16 protein-coding genes are annotated in these 14,758 nt (G+C 62.0%); 7 read left to right on the top strand and 9 right to left on the bottom strand.

Annotation, left to right across the window (positions count from 1 at the left end):
* The first annotated feature begins 23 nt into the window (after positions 1-23).
* Positions 24-227: an LPS translocon maturation chaperone LptM gene (gene lptM / locus N5A92_RS20695; protein ID WP_260905945.1), complete on the top strand. Its 204-nt coding sequence runs from the start codon at positions 24-26 to the stop codon at positions 225-227.
* 3 nt (positions 228-230) lie between these two features.
* A complete protein-coding gene (gene lysA / locus N5A92_RS20690) occupies positions 231-1,496 on the top strand; it encodes a diaminopimelate decarboxylase (RefSeq protein WP_260905944.1) in 1,266 nt (421 codons plus the stop codon).
* Here the strand turns inward: lysA and N5A92_RS20685 are convergent.
* The 8 genes from N5A92_RS20685 to N5A92_RS20650 form a co-directional block, all read right to left on the bottom strand.
* A complete protein-coding gene (locus N5A92_RS20685) occupies positions 1,451-2,641 on the bottom strand; it encodes an OpgC family protein (protein ID WP_260905943.1) in 1,191 nt (396 codons plus the stop codon). The two genes, lysA and N5A92_RS20685, sit on opposite strands and share 46 nt — an antisense overlap.
* Positions 2,638-4,413: a glucans biosynthesis glucosyltransferase MdoH gene (gene mdoH, locus N5A92_RS20680; RefSeq protein ID WP_425248621.1), complete on the bottom strand. Its 1,776-nt coding sequence runs from the start codon at positions 4,411-4,413 to the stop codon at positions 2,638-2,640. Before mdoH ends, N5A92_RS20685 begins: the two co-directional genes overlap by 4 nt.
* Before the next feature lie 80 nt (positions 4,414-4,493).
* Positions 4,494-4,619: a hypothetical protein gene (locus N5A92_RS20675; protein ID WP_260905940.1), complete on the bottom strand. Its 126-nt coding sequence runs from the start codon at positions 4,617-4,619 to the stop codon at positions 4,494-4,496.
* 13 nt (positions 4,620-4,632) lie between these two features.
* Positions 4,633-6,234, bottom strand: coding sequence for an OpgD/OpgG family glucan biosynthesis protein (locus N5A92_RS20670; protein WP_260905938.1), 1,602 nt, complete (start codon positions 6,232-6,234; stop codon positions 4,633-4,635).
* Positions 6,235-6,568: 334 nt separating this feature from the next.
* A complete protein-coding gene (gene ligD, locus N5A92_RS20665; RefSeq protein ID WP_260905937.1) occupies positions 6,569-7,522 on the bottom strand; it encodes a non-homologous end-joining DNA ligase in 954 nt (317 codons plus the stop codon).
* 43 nt (positions 7,523-7,565) lie between these two features.
* Positions 7,566-8,618 carry an AI-2E family transporter gene (locus N5A92_RS20660; protein WP_260905935.1) on the bottom strand — a complete coding sequence of 351 codons (1,053 nt, stop codon included), beginning with the start codon at positions 8,616-8,618 and terminating at the stop codon, positions 7,566-7,568.
* A 218-nt stretch (positions 8,619-8,836) separates the two neighbouring features.
* Complete coding sequence (locus N5A92_RS20655; RefSeq protein ID WP_260905933.1) at positions 8,837-11,383, bottom strand: SPW repeat domain-containing protein; 2,547 nt, start codon at positions 11,381-11,383, stop codon at positions 8,837-8,839.
* A 72-nt stretch (positions 11,384-11,455) separates the two neighbouring features.
* Positions 11,456-11,629, bottom strand: coding sequence for a hypothetical protein (locus tag N5A92_RS20650; protein ID WP_260905931.1), 174 nt, complete (start codon positions 11,627-11,629; stop codon positions 11,456-11,458).
* Between the two features lie 264 nt (positions 11,630-11,893).
* Between N5A92_RS20650 and N5A92_RS20645 the strand changes: the two genes are divergently transcribed.
* The 5 genes from N5A92_RS20645 to N5A92_RS20625 all read left to right on the top strand — a co-directional run bounded on the left by N5A92_RS20645 (position 11,894) and on the right by N5A92_RS20625 (position 13,688).
* Complete coding sequence (locus N5A92_RS20645; RefSeq protein WP_260905928.1) at positions 11,894-12,232, top strand: ElaB/YgaM/YqjD family protein; 339 nt, start codon at positions 11,894-11,896, stop codon at positions 12,230-12,232.
* 34 nt (positions 12,233-12,266) lie between these two features.
* Positions 12,267-12,713: a hypothetical protein gene (locus N5A92_RS20640; protein WP_260905926.1), complete on the top strand. Its 447-nt coding sequence runs from the start codon at positions 12,267-12,269 to the stop codon at positions 12,711-12,713.
* Between the two features lie 2 nt (positions 12,714-12,715).
* A complete protein-coding gene (locus tag N5A92_RS20635; RefSeq protein ID WP_260905925.1) occupies positions 12,716-12,874 on the top strand; it encodes a hypothetical protein in 159 nt (52 codons plus the stop codon).
* A 109-nt stretch (positions 12,875-12,983) separates the two neighbouring features.
* Positions 12,984-13,166: a hypothetical protein gene (locus tag N5A92_RS20630; RefSeq protein WP_260905924.1), complete on the top strand. Its 183-nt coding sequence runs from the start codon at positions 12,984-12,986 to the stop codon at positions 13,164-13,166.
* A gap of 309 nt (positions 13,167-13,475) precedes the next feature.
* Positions 13,476-13,688 carry a hypothetical protein gene (locus N5A92_RS20625; protein WP_260905922.1) on the top strand — a complete coding sequence of 71 codons (213 nt, stop codon included), beginning with the start codon at positions 13,476-13,478 and terminating at the stop codon, positions 13,686-13,688.
* Positions 13,689-13,870: 182 nt separating this feature from the next.
* Here N5A92_RS20625 and N5A92_RS20620 read toward each other — a convergent pair whose 3' ends face one another.
* Positions 13,871-14,470 (bottom strand): sigma-70 family RNA polymerase sigma factor, encoded by a 600-nt coding sequence (locus N5A92_RS20620; RefSeq protein ID WP_260905921.1) that lies wholly within the window; start codon positions 14,468-14,470, stop codon positions 13,871-13,873.
* Between the last annotated feature and the right edge of the window lie 288 nt (positions 14,471-14,758).

Raw genomic sequence — 14,758 nt, 5'->3', positions numbered from 1 at the left:
TGCTTGAAGAGAATGGACGGCTCATGACGGCCCGCGGAACGCTCATCTTTCTCGTGCTCGGCCTGGCGCTCGGCCTCGCCGCCTGCGGCCGCAAGGCGCCGCTCGACACGCCCTACGAGGCGGCCGTCGAAGCGCGCAAGGAGGCCGAGCGCAATGACGAGCCCCTGCCGCCGGAGCCGAAGAGGCCGGTCAGGGATCGGCCGTTCATTCTCGATGGATTGATCTAGACCGTGAACCACTTTCAGTACCAGGATGGCATCCTGCATGCCGAGGACGTGCCGCTGCCCGACATCGCGGCTGCCGTCGGCACCCCCTTCTATTGCTATTCCACCGCCACGCTGACGCGCCATTACCGCGTTTTCACGGAGGCGCTTTCGGGCCTCGATTCGCTTATCTGCTACGCCTTGAAGGCCAACTCGAACCAGGCGGTGGTGAAGACGCTGGGCGACCTCGGCGCCGGTGCCGACGTGGTGTCCGAGGGCGAGCTGCGCCGCGCACTCGCAGCCGACATTCCGCCGCAGAAGATCCTCTTCTCCGGCATCGGCAAGACGGAGCGCGAGATGGATTTCGCGCTTTCCGCCGGCATCCTCTGCTTCAACGTCGAGTCCTTACCCGAATTGGAACTTCTTTCCGCCCGTGCAGAGGCGCTGGGCCTCAAGGCGCCGGTCTCGCTGCGCATCAACCCGGACGTGGACGCCAGAACGCACAAGAAGATCTCCACCGGCAAGGCGGAGAACAAGTTCGGCATTCCCTGGAAGGATGCGCGTGATGCCTACCGGAGGGCGGCAAGCCTGCCCGGCCTCGAAGTCACGGGGATCGACATGCATATCGGCAGCCAGATCACCGAGCTCCAACCCTTCGACGACGCCTTTGCGCTTCTGACGGAGCTGACGGAGACGCTGCGCAAGGACGGCCACGCCATAGAGCATGTGGACCTTGGTGGTGGGCTCGGCGTGCCCTACCGCGAGGACAACGAGCCGCCGCCGCTGCCTGGAGCCTATGCCGGGATCGTGCGCAAGCACGTGACGCGGCTGGGCGTGAAGGTGTTTCTGGAACCGGGACGGCTGATCGCCGGCAATGCCGGGGTTCTGGTGTCTGAAGTTATCTACGTGAAGGAAGGCGAGGCGAAGAACTTCCTCATCGTCGACGCAGCGATGAACGACCTCATCCGCCCGACGCTCTACGACGCCTATCACGCCATCCGCCCGGTGCGCGAGCCGGCAGCGGATGCCTCGTGGATGACGGCGGACGTGGTGGGCCCGGTCTGCGAGACCGGGGACTTCCTGGCGCTGGACCGCGACCTGCCGGCGATGCGGTCGGGCGACCTGATCGCCATCGCCACGGCAGGTGCCTATGGGGCGGTGCAGGCAAGCACCTACAACTCACGCCTCCTGGTGCCGGAGGTGCTGGTCAAGGACGGGCGCTTCCACGTGGTGCGTCCGCGGATGACCTATGAGGCGCTCATCGGCTTGGATTCGATGCCCGACTGGCTTTGACTGGCTGCGGCGAGAGGCGGTTCGGGCAAGGCGGCGGTGCGCCTTTTCTTCTCCGAAGTCTCCGCGAGGAAACGAGCAACCGCGTATTGCAGGAGGATGCCGCCAAGGAGCAGCGCGGTGTCCTCCAGAACCGTCGTCTCGAAGCGCGCGCGCAGGACCTGCAGCGCGATCGATAGTACCGAACCCGTAGCGAAAACCGCCAAGCCGTTCTGCCCCATGAGCGCAATGGGCCGGAAGAAAGGTTCCGCCAGAAGGCGCGACACTGCTGCGAGGTTCGTCAATACGTAGGCCAGCGCCAGTGTGTGCAGCAGGCGCGGCAGGGACAGGAACGTCTTGTCGAATCCGGCGATGAAGAAGGGCAGATTTTGCCGACCGGGCAAGGCGCCCATACGAAACTTCACCCACACCAACGCGAAGGCGAGGAAGACGGCGGCGGCATAGAACAGCCTGCGGTCGAAAGGCACCAGCTTTCGCCCCTCGCTCGCGGACAGACCGGCGGCGATGCCGATGGCGTAGATGAGCTGCCAGGATAGCGGATTGAAGAACCAGCCGCCTGGGTTGGGGTAGTTAGGCAGGTTCAGCCGGAGCGTTCCCGCCGCCAGCCAGATCAGAGCGGCAAAGCCGATCATCTTCCAGCGGTTCCTCAGCCCGATCATGATGTAGAGCGGCGATGCGAGCAGCAGCGTAAAATAGAGCGGCAGGATGTTGAAATAGCCGAGCTGGTGGCCAAGCGTCGGCACGCCAACCATCGCCGAGAGCGGGCGGTCGAGAAGGCGGGTGAAGTTGAATTTTTCCACCAGCTCCGCCGTATCCAGGAACAAGATTCCGCTGGCGATGATCGCGATGGCGAACACGGTGATGACGATATGCGTGACATAGATCGTGCCGGCCCGCCGCCATACCCGCAGCAAAGCATTGCCGAGGTCGCCGGACCTGAAGCCGCGCGCATAGGCTAGCCCAACGGCAATGCCCGACATCAGAACGAAGGCCTCCGCCGCATCGGAGAAGCCGAAATTGCGCGACGTCAGCTCCTCGTAGATGTTGCCGGGAACATGATTGATGAAGATCGTCATCAAGGCCAGTCCGCGGAAGACGTCGAGACGATGGTCCCGACCCCCAACGGCCGGCGGAATAGATGTACTCAATGGGTTCTCCCCGCCCCGGCAGGTGTATGGGTATCACGCAGCGGCTGTATAGGTCGCGCCGCAGCCTCGCCTGCCTCTGCCGCCACGTCGCTTCTCCAGCGCAAAAGAATGCCCTCTTGCAGGCGCATCACCGAGGTCGGTACCCGCTCCTCGATGGTGGCGAAGAGGCCAAACCGCCGGCGAAGCGCGGCGGCGGCGAAAGATGTGCCGCTGATGAGAAGCGGCGCTAGAAGCTGCGGTCCCGTCACCAGCATGACATAGGGCAGGTAATCCGGCGCCAGCCGGTAGGCAGCGCCGATCGTCAGCGAGCCCGCCACGACGATCCACCAGCTTGCCGCCCACGCCTCGCTGAGGCTCACCCGCTCCGCCTCGCGGTTGGCCGCCGGCCATCCGGCATCCAACCCCGCCAGCACCTGGATCACGGCGCGCGACTGAAACATCATCATCACCGGGGCAAGCAGGCTCGTGCAGGCGACCTCGGCCACGACGCTGAAGAAACAGCGGAGCGATCCGCCGAAACGGCGGTTGCGCCCGGTCATCGCGCCATCGAGAAGAATGAGGAGCTTGGGCCCGATCAGGAGGCCGAAGACGCCCGTCAGAAGCGCCAGTGCGTTGGCCTGTTCCACGCGCGGAAACACCGGCAACAGCCCTGGGACGGGGAAATAGTCCGGGATCACCTTCATCGCCGGTGCGACGATGCTGGCGACAAGGAACAGCGCCCACAGGGGGGCGGCCACGTAGGCCATGATGCCCTGGATGAAGACGAAGCGGTTCCAGGCCTTCAAGCCGGGAACGGCGAGGAGACGACCATGCTGCAGGTTTCCCTGGCACCAGCGGCGGTCACGCTTGGCGAAGTCGACCACATTGTCCGGCCCTTCCTCGAAGGAGCCGCGCAGATCCGGGTCGAGACGCACTCTCCAGCCGTTGCGCGCGAGAAGCGCGGCTTCGACGTAGTCGTGGCTCAGAATATGGCCGCCGAAGGGCGGCTGGCCCGGCAGCTCGGGCAGGCCGCAGCTGCCGGCGAAAGCGCGCGTGCGCACGATGGCATTGTGCCCCCAGAACGGCCCTTCCCTGCCCTGCAGCATGGCCAGCCCGCGCGCATAAACGGGCGAATAATAGGAAGCGGAAAACTGGATCGCTCGGCCGAAGAAGGACCGAGCGCGGACGACCTTGGGCAGCGTCTGCAGGAGGCCGAGATCCGGCTCGGCCTCTATGCGCCGCACCATCTCCACCATCGTGGCGCCTTCCATCAAGCTGTCGGCGTCGAGGATGATGAGGTAATCGTAGAGCGCGCCGGACGTCTTGATGAAATCGGAGATGTTGCCGGCTTTCTTGCCTGGATTGGACTCCCGGCGGCGGTAGAACACCTTACAGGCCTCGCCCACCTCGCCCTTCAGCCGGGCGAGCCAGAATTCCTCCTGGCGCGCAATGCGCGGGTCGTTGGTATCGGAAAGGATGGCGAAGTCGAATTGCCCGCCGATGCCAAGGCGGTCGAGGCTTCTGGCCATCGCCGCAACATGCGAGAAGCTCTTGGTCGGGTCCTCGTTGTAGACAGGAACGAGCACCGCCGTCCTCGCCGTAGATACCCTCTGCGGGGGAGCGGCCAATGCTCTTTTTTCACGTGCCGAAAGCAGGCCGTTAAGGGCCAGCCCCGCACCCCAGGCGAGCCAGGCGGTGCTGATCGCCAGCAGCACGACGCGCGCCGGGTCGAGCCACTGCACGCCGTCGGCATAGAAATAGCCCGCCGCCAGGAAGCTAGCGATCGATGCCATCGTCACTGCGAACGAAAGGGAGAGAATACGCCGGAGCGTGACCATACATTGGACCCTATAAGGCCGGACTCACGCAGCGCCTAACGCAGCGCAAACCAGTGCATCAGCGGTCGCAGGAACAGGCTGCGGCGCTGTCGAACGAGTGTCTGCTCCGGCATCGCCATCGGGGCGGCTGGTAGGCCGCTTTCCTCGACAAGGTGACGCATGCGGCTTTTTCCCTCAGGAACGCCCATCACTTTCTCTCCACTGATACACCCACGTTTCCGATAACTTGCGGTCGCCCAGGTTCAGCGAACCGCTCAGTTCCACCGGCGCATCGCCCTCCGGCTCCAGATCGATCGCCATTCGCCATGCGCCGTTGGCGTCGATCCGCGACACTGCCGTATGCACAACCTCTGCGCGGCTGACGGAAATGATCGCTTCAACGCCTTCATCTGCAGAAAGGTTCCGCAGCGCCTCGCCCTCGAAATCGACCACGAACTTGCGCAGCGTCTGCGAGTTCTCGACGCCCGATACGCCGCCGATACCCGTCCTGAGGGCGGAGACGCGTGCCAGCGCATCGCTCGGCTCCTCGATAGCGCCCCATGTGAGACGGTAGCGGAACTCGAGCTCCTGGCCGGCCTTCACATCACCTTCCGGAATCCAGAAGGCGACGATGTTGTCGTTAATCTCCAGCTCCGTCGGCAGCTCGACCAGGTTGATCGCGCCCTTGCCCCAGTCGCCCACGGGCTCGACCAGCAGCGAGGGGCGGCGCTCGTAGCCGGCGCCGGCATCCTGGTAGTGGTCGAATTCGCGGTCGCGCTGGAAGAGGCCAAAGGCCTTCGGGCTCGTCTCCGAAAAGAACGAGTTGGCCAGCTCGTGCGGGTTGTTGAGGCTCCGCCACAATTCATCGCCGCTGGCGCGGACGATCTTCAGCCCGTCGCTGTCATGCACCTGGCCTCGGAAATCGTCAAAGGCGCTCTTGTTGTTCTCGGCGAAGAGGAACATGGAGGTCATGGGCGCAATGCCCAGGCGCTTGATGTCGTTGCGGATATAAAGCCGCGCCGTCACGTCCATCACGGTGTTCTGCCCGGGCGCGATCTTGAAGGCATAGGCGCCGGTCACGCTTTCGCTGTCGAGCGCGGCGTAGACAGTCACGTCGGCGCTTTCGCGGGTCGGCTTCTCTATCCAAAAATCGGTGAAGCGGGGAAACTCCTCCCCCTCGCTCGTCGCCGTGTTGACGGCGAGCCCGCGTGCCGAGAGCCCGTAGACGTTGCCACGGCCGAGCGCACGGAAATAACTGGCTCCGAGGAATGCCACCAACTCGTCCATCACCTGCGGATCGTTGAGCGGATAGTGCAGCCGGTAGCCGGCGACACCCGGCAGCTCGAGCCCTGCGAAATCCTCCGCGTTCAGCGGCTTGCGGTACTCGAACATGCTGCTGTCGATATGGACCGGCGAGGCGCGGCCATTCTCGACCACGTGGACCCTCACCGGCTGCTTGAAGAGCCAACCGGGATGGAAGGCCTGGAGCTCGAACGGCGCCTCGCCGACCCACAGCGCATCTTCCGGGCGAAAGCGGATGGCGCGGTGCTGGTCGTAGGTGAGCTCCGCAATGACGTCGGGCAGCGTGCTCTCCGGCGGCTCATAGGCTTCGCCGGCGCGCTGTTTCATGGCCGCGTTTAGCTGCTCGAACGAAAAGGCAGGGCTTTCGTCGGTCGCTTGGCCCCCTGCACGCGGCGTCTCCGTCCGCTCCTGTGCGAAGACGGCCGAGCCACTGAGAACCGCCGAAGCACCCAGCAGAAAACGGGCACCAGAAACGATGAATGAACGACGCTGCATGAACATCCTGCTTGGTTAACGGGAAGTGCGCGGAAGCTGCGATAGGCGCTCCGGAAGTCCCTTTGAATGCTATGAGTTGGAAAAGGTTGAGGCAGCTTTCATAAAATTCAGAGACGATCTGTCACAGAATATGAATAGCCGCCTAACCGCCGCCATAGTTGGACCGTCCCGGGGCAGGCGGTCGAATACGGAGGGCGCTGGTATTAGAGCGATTTCAGGAAAAATGGAAAGCGGATTTCTATCCGGAATTGCGACCGGTGAAAGTACTTGGATCGGACCACTCTTTCCGTAAAACGGCCATCCGATCCAAAGGCCGGAAAATCAACCTGAGAGCCTAATCCGCTTCGATGTCGAGCGCGCGCAATGTGGCCGCCTTGAGCCCTTGCCGGCTGCCATAGCTCTCCCAAGCGGATACCGCCTGCGGATCGGATCCGCCGAGGCGGAATACGTCTGCAGCATCGATTGAACCCAGTTCGTCCCAGTCGACGGGCCAGGCGAGCGGGGCGCCTTTTCTGGCGCGCGGCGAAAAAGGCGCGATCGCCGAAGCGCCGCGCTCGTTGCGGAAATAGTCGATGAAGATGCGTCCCTTGCGCTTTGCCTTACTCATGGTTGCGACATAACGCCCCGGATCATCTTCGACCATATGCTCGGCCAGCGCCTTGGCGAAGGCTTTTACCGTCGGCCATCGATAGCGGCGCACAAGCGGGCATACGACGTGAATGCCCTTGCCACCGGTAAGCAGAGGAAAGCTCGCAAGACCGTGCGCCTCAAGCACGTCGTGCATGTGAACCGCCGCTTCCCTGACCTTCTCGAAGCCGACCGTGGGGTCCGGATCGAGATCGAAGACGAGCCTGTTCGGCCTCTCGATATCGTCCACCCGCGAACCCCAGATGTGGAGTTCCAGGACTCCTATCTGCGCGGCCGCGACGAGCCCGGCCGTATCCCTGATGTAAAGATATTCTCCTTCGCCGCCTTTCTTCTGATGCACGTCGAGGCGGTGGAACTGCTGCGGCATGCCGGCGCTGCCGTGGCGCTGGAAGAAACACTGCTTTGCCCGGCCCTGAGGGCAACGCACCAGACTGACGAGCCTGTCCTTAAGGTAAGGCAGCATATGTCCCGATGCCTGCTCCATATAGACGGCGAGATCGCGCTTCGTGACGCCCTGCTCCTTGAACAGGATTCTTTCGGGGTGGCTGAGGCTAATTCCGGCGATTACTGAGGACTTATTCTTGACTTGGCCGGCAGCCTCTTCGACTGCCTTCGGTGCCACGCGGCGCACCTGTTTCATGGGTTTGTCCTCCCGCAGGGGTGAAGGAAAGGTTGGGATGTCTTCAACTATCGTCCACCTTTTCTCCCGGCAGCTCCACCTTCTCATGAAGGCTGTCTCGCACCCAGAGCTGTTTCACCGCGATAAGTAAGAGAACAGCAAGCGGCGTTGCGAGAACGACTCCAAGAGGGCCGAACAGGATCCCAAAGGCGAGGAGCGCAAAGAGCGTGACCGCCGGCGGAAGCATGACCGCCTGCTCCTGTATCAGCGGGAGCAGAAAATTCCCCTCGATCTGCTGAATGAAGAGATACAAGGCAGCAACCCATAGTGCGAGTCTCGGCCCCTCCGCCAGCGCGATAGCGATTGCCGGAGCGGCGCTCAGGATGGGACCCACAAAAGGAATGAACTCAAGCACGCCCGCGATGACGGCCAGAGCGAGGGCCGACGGGACGCCAAGAGACCGGAGACCGATATAGGTCAGCACCCCGACGAGCAGCATGGCAAGCAGTTGCCCCATCAGCCATCGCCGCAGGCCGGTGTCCATCGCATCGAACGTTTCTTCCGCATGCGGGCGGTAACGCGGAGGAAATAGATGGACCAGGCCGTATCGGTACAGTTCCGGGCGGTGGGCTATGTAGAGAGCGGCGACGAGAACAAGGACAACATTCGCCAGAAGCCCCACCGCCGCCGACGACAGTCCCGCAATGCGGCCGAGCAGGAAAGTCTGCGACATCATCGCTTCTGCCCGCTCCGCAAGCCAGGTCTCGGTGTCGCTCACACCCAGCCATCTCTCGACCGGCCTGATGAGTTCCGGCAGCCGGTTCCAAAGTTGCACCAGCTGTTGCTGGAGCTGAGATCCCAGGACGATGAAGAACACTATGAATAAAACGAATAACGCTACCGTGACTATTATAAACGATGCCGTTCGGTTGAGACGCGCATGTCTTTCAACGAAGGAGATCATGCTCGTTAGTGCGATCGATACAAGAATTGAAGAAAAGACAAGGAGAATGAGATCCTGCAGCCTCCAGGCTACCAATGCGGCAGCTATGACCAAGCCAACAGTCAGCAATTGCCAGGGGACAATCGCGAAATCCCTACTGTTTTTTCCTGTCATGCAAGATCACACCAGAAAAAGCCCAAATGATCCATCCACTGAAAGCGTCGGTTCCTGGGGCCTGGGAAACGTCGGATGCATGAACACAAACAGCAGCATGCACGGAAAGTTCCGTATCGCCGATCTGCTTCAACAGCGGAAACTATGCTGGGGGGGTTACCGTGAATGCTTGTGACAGTCAGCTCCAGCACATGATGGCGCACATGGTCGCCCCCTGCTTAAAAGACGTAGCGATCCCAGCTGCCATAGTGCTCTTTACTGCGCGCGCCGCGCGGCAAGCTCAACGCGATCAGTATAAGACCGGTGACGACGCCATGCGCCGCGGCTAGCGTGCCGCCGCCGGTCAGGAGCCAGGGTGCCGCGATCAGCCAGAGGCCGAAGGCGACGTTGATGAAGCGCAGGGGACGCCCCACCTCGGCCATGGCCATGACGGCGACGGTGATAATCAGCGCGCCGACCAGATGATCGCTGTCGGCCATCGGCGGTTCGGTGCCGAAGACCAGGCGGCTGAACATCAACCAGGCGCCGAGCACTGAGCTCGCGACCAGTGTCCACGGCACCGTCACACCGCGCGCGGCCGAACGGACAAGCTCGCCAATTGGCACGTCGAAGCCGGGCCGCTTCGTGTCCTTGCCGCTGCCCGGCAGCGCATCGCCCATGAAGAAGGAGCGCCAGAAGGGGTGGCCGCGGCGGGTGTTGGCAAGCTGGAACTGGCCCATCGCCACCAGCTCATCGAGAGCGAAGGGGATCATGATCAGCATGGCGAGCGCCGCCGCAAGGCACAGCGTGCAATAGGTGCCGATCATGATCGGCTGGATGATGATGAAGTAGATCGATATGACGCCGAGCGGCACCACGACGATGCCGAACAGAAGCACCATCCACGGCATGGTGCGCCAGCGCGACCGCCCGCCCATCACCCCCATCAGGATCTCGAACATGTAGCTGGTTGCACCCAGACCGCCGTCGGCGATGGGCCAGGCCTTTGACACGTCGGAGGTGATGATGAACTCGGTGCCGTTGCGGTCGCCTTCCCCCGCGAAGAAAGGCTCCCATACGTAGTCGATATGGCCGAGTTGATAGGCGGCGAGCGCGCGGGCGATGACGAAACCGATGGCGCCGAGCGCGATAATGGGGAGGCGCTGCAAATAGGTGGAGGGGCAGTAGGTCCATCCGGGCGGCATGTCGGATTCGTCCATCATGCCCTCGTGGCTCATGCCCGGCATCATCGGCACGAGGATGGAAAAGGTGATGACAAGCGCACCGACAAAAGTGTCGTTGGCGTAGACGGCCGCGCTCGGCGCCCAGAAGACGAGCGGCGCGAAGAGAAGCCATATACCGACCGCTGTATTGGCCCATGGCGCCCAGCTGAAGCGCGGCGAGAGCGCGAAGGCCGAGAACGCGACGATCAGGATGCCGCTTAACAAGTCGCTCCAGGCGGTGAGCGAACTGCGGAGCGAAGGATCCCACAGGCCGCGCTCCTCGGTCACGCGCATGACCGCGTCGCTGAAGGTGTCGGTGCCGAAGGTGCCGAAGACAAAGGGGCTTGTTGCCAGCCAGAGTCCGAGCAGCATATTGAAGAAGTGTACCCAGAGCACATCGAAGTGCATCATGCGCATCTGCTGCATGTGTTCGCGCATGGCAGCCTGATGTTGCTCGGGGTCCGTCTTCTCCTCTTCTTCGCGTTCCTCCGTCTCGACCTGCTCCGGCGCCACTGAGGCCGGATTGAGCTTGTTGGCCTTGTACCATCCCGCAGGATCGGCTTTCAGCGCGTCGATCATCCTGGGGAGGGTCTGGCGTAGAGAATGCTTTGGTTCCCAGTCCAGGAGCTTTCGGGCCCGCGAAATGTCCAGCTCATAATGGTCGTCCGAGATGTCGACCATCCACGGGCGGATGAAGGGATCCTGATCCAGCACCTTGCCCTGCACCCACGATCCGGTGCGCGCGATGCTCTTCGGGATTTGCCGTGTCTCCCACTCCTCGCCGTGAATCAGTCGACCGAGTTCCTTCTGCAGTTCACCAAAGCTCGGCGTCTCCGTCTCCCCGATGAGAAGCGGCAGTTCCGCCGGCAGCTCTTTCCTGCGTTCCACGACTGCAAGAAGTGCATCCATGAGATCATCGAGATGGACGAAAGGCTGACCCGTGTCCAAGTCGCCCGGATAGACATGGCTAACAAGCAGACGCTCGTGGATGCGGGCGATCTGGTGCGCGAGAAAGGTCGCGCGGCACATCTCGTCATAAACGCCGGCCGGCCGCACCAAGACGGCCGGAATGTTTCCCCGCTGCTCGCGGATCAGCTTTTCCGTCCTGATTTTCGAGGCGCGGTAGGGAAGCTTGGGATCGAGCGGCCAGTCCTCGTTGATCGGCTGCCCCTTCTTACCCGGAGCGTGGACCAGCATGGTGCTCGAAAAGACGAATTGCTCGACCTCGAAATCCTGCAGCGCCCGGAGCAGCCGCTCCGTGCCGCGCACCGTCACTGCTTCATACTTCGGGTCCGGTTCTCCGGTCAGGTCGAAATAGGCGGCCAGGTGGATCACGGAGGCGATGCGGTCGCCGTAGCGCTCCCGCACTTGCCCCAGCGCCTGGCCGACGCTCTCGTCGGAGGTCAGGTCGATGTGGATGTATTCCGCGTCTGCCGGGGTGTGCTCCGGTACGAAAAGGTCGAGGCCGACCGGCACAAACCGGTCCGCCAGCTTCTTAACCAGCGTGGAACCGATAAAGCCGCTGCTGCCCGTGACAATGACGACGTCCTGCCTGCTATTCATTCGTATCCCGTTGGCGAGCGATGCGCCCGTCCTACGTCTTCAGCTTTCTGGTGTGTGCGGCGAGCACGGGGATTATTGGGGTGTTTGCAGATCACCAGCGGGCTCGTTCGGAGCGATCGCCACGCCGTAGATTTCAGCACCCCACCATGCGAGCGCCGCAAGCAGAAGCCCCACGATCAATATGAAGAGAACCGGGAAACCGCGGCGGCCCTGTCTCGCTTTGTTTCTGGGGACCTTTTTAGGCATCAGAACCTCTCCCGTGGATCTTCGATTTCCCAACACCTGCACGGTGGGAACCGCTACGGTAGGGGCTGCGGGATCATGCAGTTGTGCGTCTCGCGCCAATGCCGGCGGATGTCCTCTGGCAGCATTGTCTGCTCTATTTCAGTCCTCAACAAAATCACGCGGCCGAATGTTCCCGTGCCACGGTTCATACCGGAAAGGGAACTTCGCTCCGGGTTCGACGTTGCTGTGAAAGGTTGCTTTGACAGTAAGAAAGGAAGCTTCCCGATGGCAACCACGACCAGAAAATCCCGTAAAACGGAGGGAAAGATGAGCGTATCGACAAGCGATATCGAAGACGATATCCGGCAACTGCGTGCCGATGTGGGTCAGCTCATGACCCATCTGAAAGAAATGGGCGGACAAACCGGCCCCGCTGCTCGCAGGGCCGCGAGCGACGGACTTGACCAGCTGCGTGCGCAGGGCGAAGCGGCAATGGAGAATGTAAAGGGCAGCGCCGAGGAATTGGGGCAAGGGGTATCTCAAATGGTTCGCGATCGGCCTTTCAGCTCTCTTTTACTCGCGGGCGGGCTCGGCTTTCTGCTTGCACTTGCGACAAGGCGGTAAGCGCTCGGCGATGCTAGCGCGATCGCTCACGTCCATGGCGGCAGGGGAAGTCCTGATCGCCGTAAAGAGACTGCGCCTTGCAGCGGTATTCTATGCCGTGGCGGCATTGCTGGGGCTCGTCAGCGCAGGCTTTCTCGTCTTCGCAGCCTATATCGTGGCGTCGGCACGTTGGGGAAACGTTACGGCGGCGGTTGGCTTTGGCGTGGCATTTGCAGTCCTGTCGCTCGCAGTCATATTGACCTTGAGAATTTTGGCGAGACGGCGCACCCGCCGCCTGCGCCAGCAGCAAAAGGCCAACGCAGATATGATTGCGGGGAATGTCGTTCTGAACTTGCTACCGACGCTTATGGCTCGTCCCGGCGGCGTTGCAGCTTTCGCTCTGCCGTTCATGGTGTTGGCCGGATACGCGCTCGCGCGATCCATCAGGAAAACTTCCAGTGGGGCGGCAACTGAACGGGAGGTGCACCGAGACAGGAGGTGACCGTGGAACCGCTGATGAACTACCTGTGGCTTTTCGCCGTCGCCGGCGGCCCCGCCATCCTCGCGGCTGCGTTTATATACGCCCTTCTGAAGCGCCGGCGGCTCAAAAGGGAAGAGCGCAAGAAACGCGACGAGGCCACCCGCGAGCTCTACCGTCAATAGGCTCAAGATCTTGCCGCTTCTCTTGAGAGGTAGCGCTGCGGAAGCATCCGCCGACAAGCCGTATTCATAAAATGTTTGGACGCGGCGCCTGATCCCCTAAGATGCCGTCATGAGCAAGGATGATTCCATCGGCGGCAAGAATACCCCTCCTGGTGCGTACCCGCGGGACATACAGCTTCTTCTGACCGAGATCGAAAAAGAGCCTGTTCCGGAACGGATTCTGGCCTTGGCCATGGAGTTGCAGGCAGCGCTCGTAGAACATCGCCAACGGGAGGCCGCAAGGCGCCGATAGCATCCGCCGCTCTCCTCCCGTCTCTGGGACGAACGAATCGGCGCGCGTGCGGTTTGGTTCAGCATGTAGAACTGGTTGGACGAAAACAGTGGCGCGGCAAGCGCCCTCCCCGCAGTGATGACGCTGATGGTCTGGGCGCTTTATTTCCAAGTTGCTGCTCAACAGCTACCGCATCGCGTCCGTCCCAAGATACTCATAAACATGGGGCCGGCTACACGACCCGCGCCAGATGCGTTATCGCCAAAATGAGCGCCGAACCGCTCTACGTCGACCCCGAAAGGGAAAGGCGGCCGCTGGGGCGTCTGCTCCTTGAGCGATCTGGACGTTCCGCTTTCGGCGAAGACCGACCACCGCCCGCAATGGTATCAGGGTCCGCTCACCAGCGGCGAGCACATCGACATCGGCTCCTTCGGAGGGCTCATCAGCCGTGCCGCCAAAAACCTCGATGGCGAAGATGGTGACAGCGTCAAGGGGGAACCGATCGAGAGGCTCCCGGGACATATACGGCCGATGACGGCGTGATAGCAGCGGAGCGTAGCTCCAAGGTGAGAGACGTGGACGGAAAACGGCGGCTGCTGCCGGAAACCTTCTCCGCACGTCAAATCCGGTCCCGCAGAAAGCGCCGTGCGATTGAAAGGTTTATCCTGGATTGGCACAAGAAATATGGCCGCGCCGACTGACGCGGCGCCCGGTGCAGCGCGCCGTCACTCCACGAGAGAACCGTTCTTTATCGAAGCGACGGGATGTTCATTGGTTGATTCCACAGTGGACCGGGAAGCATTCTCGCCCAACTCGTCGAGAAGCCGCAGGCGGGCGCGGTTGAGGCGGCTTTTGACCGTTCCCATCGCACAGCCGCAAATCTCAGCCGCTTCCTGGTAGCTGACACCGAGAACGCCGACGAGCACGAGCACCTGGCGTTGCTGCTCGGGAAGTCGCTGGAGGGCTTCACGCACTTCGATTCCACGCACCGACCATTCCTGCTCCGGGTCGACCGCCGGGCGCATGGAAGCACAGTCCTCGAACCCGGGCAGCTCACGCTTGGCGATCTTGCCGCGCGTGCAGAACGTGTTGCGCATGATGGTGAAAAGCCAGGACTTCATGCTGGTGCCGGCTTGAAACCGATGGATGTTCGCCAGCCCCTTGGTCAGCGTCTCCTGGACCAGATCGTCCGCATCGCAACGATCACGGTAGAAGGTGCGGGCGAAGGCTCTGAGTGCGGGAATAAGATCGAGTAGTTCACTGTCTTTCTGAGGTAGTTCACTATCTTTCGGAACGCCAATTTGCGGGCGCGGTGACGGCAGCATACCGTGATCTCCTGTGGGTTCGAGTAACAACCAAACCTCAGGCCCCCGGTGTCACCCCTTCCCATTAATGCGCTGTGAGCAATAGCGTTCCGAGGCAGTAACACACAGTGATAGCTCGACCGCGGCCGGGGCGGAACGCTTGAAAGTTCTCGGCTTTTCCGCTGCTCCGCCCCCGGAACATTTCCCGCAGCATCTTGTTCGGCTGGAACAGAATCAGCGAACGAGCAAACGAAATGGCATCCGCTTCCACAGCACTGTCTGGCCAAACGTCCTTGCGCCGGGGCGCGC

Origin of the sequence: Chelativorans salis, from assembly GCF_025336525.1 — a bacterium.
In the GTDB taxonomy this organism is placed as follows: Bacteria; Pseudomonadota; Alphaproteobacteria; order Rhizobiales; family Rhizobiaceae; genus Chelativorans; species Chelativorans salis.
This window is presented reverse-complemented; position numbering and strand designations above follow the sequence as displayed.

Coding starts and splice junctions, on each gene's coding strand:
- ligD (WP_260905937.1), bottom strand. CDS start 7,522: ATGAAACAGGTGCGCCGCGTGGCACCGAAGGCAGTCGAAGAGGCTGCC.
- mdoH (WP_425248621.1), bottom strand. CDS start 4,413: ATGGCATCGATCGCTAGCTTCCTGGCGGCGGGCTATTTCTATGCCGAC.
- N5A92_RS20645 (WP_260905928.1), top strand. CDS start 11,894: ATGGCAACCACGACCAGAAAATCCCGTAAAACGGAGGGAAAGATGAGC.
- N5A92_RS20630 (WP_260905924.1), top strand. CDS start 12,984: ATGAGCAAGGATGATTCCATCGGCGGCAAGAATACCCCTCCTGGTGCG.
- N5A92_RS20620 (WP_260905921.1), bottom strand. CDS start 14,470: ATGCTGCCGTCACCGCGCCCGCAAATTGGCGTTCCGAAAGATAGTGAA.
- N5A92_RS20650 (WP_260905931.1), bottom strand. CDS start 11,629: ATGCCTAAAAAGGTCCCCAGAAACAAAGCGAGACAGGGCCGCCGCGGT.
- N5A92_RS20675 (WP_260905940.1), bottom strand. CDS start 4,619: ATGCGTCACCTTGTCGAGGAAAGCGGCCTACCAGCCGCCCCGATGGCG.
- lptM (WP_260905945.1), top strand. CDS start 24: ATGACGGCCCGCGGAACGCTCATCTTTCTCGTGCTCGGCCTGGCGCTC.
- N5A92_RS20640 (WP_260905926.1), top strand. CDS start 12,267: ATGGCGGCAGGGGAAGTCCTGATCGCCGTAAAGAGACTGCGCCTTGCA.
- N5A92_RS20660 (WP_260905935.1), bottom strand. CDS start 8,618: ATGACAGGAAAAAACAGTAGGGATTTCGCGATTGTCCCCTGGCAATTG.
- N5A92_RS20670 (WP_260905938.1), bottom strand. CDS start 6,234: ATGCAGCGTCGTTCATTCATCGTTTCTGGTGCCCGTTTTCTGCTGGGT.
- N5A92_RS20655 (WP_260905933.1), bottom strand. CDS start 11,383: ATGAATAGCAGGCAGGACGTCGTCATTGTCACGGGCAGCAGCGGCTTT.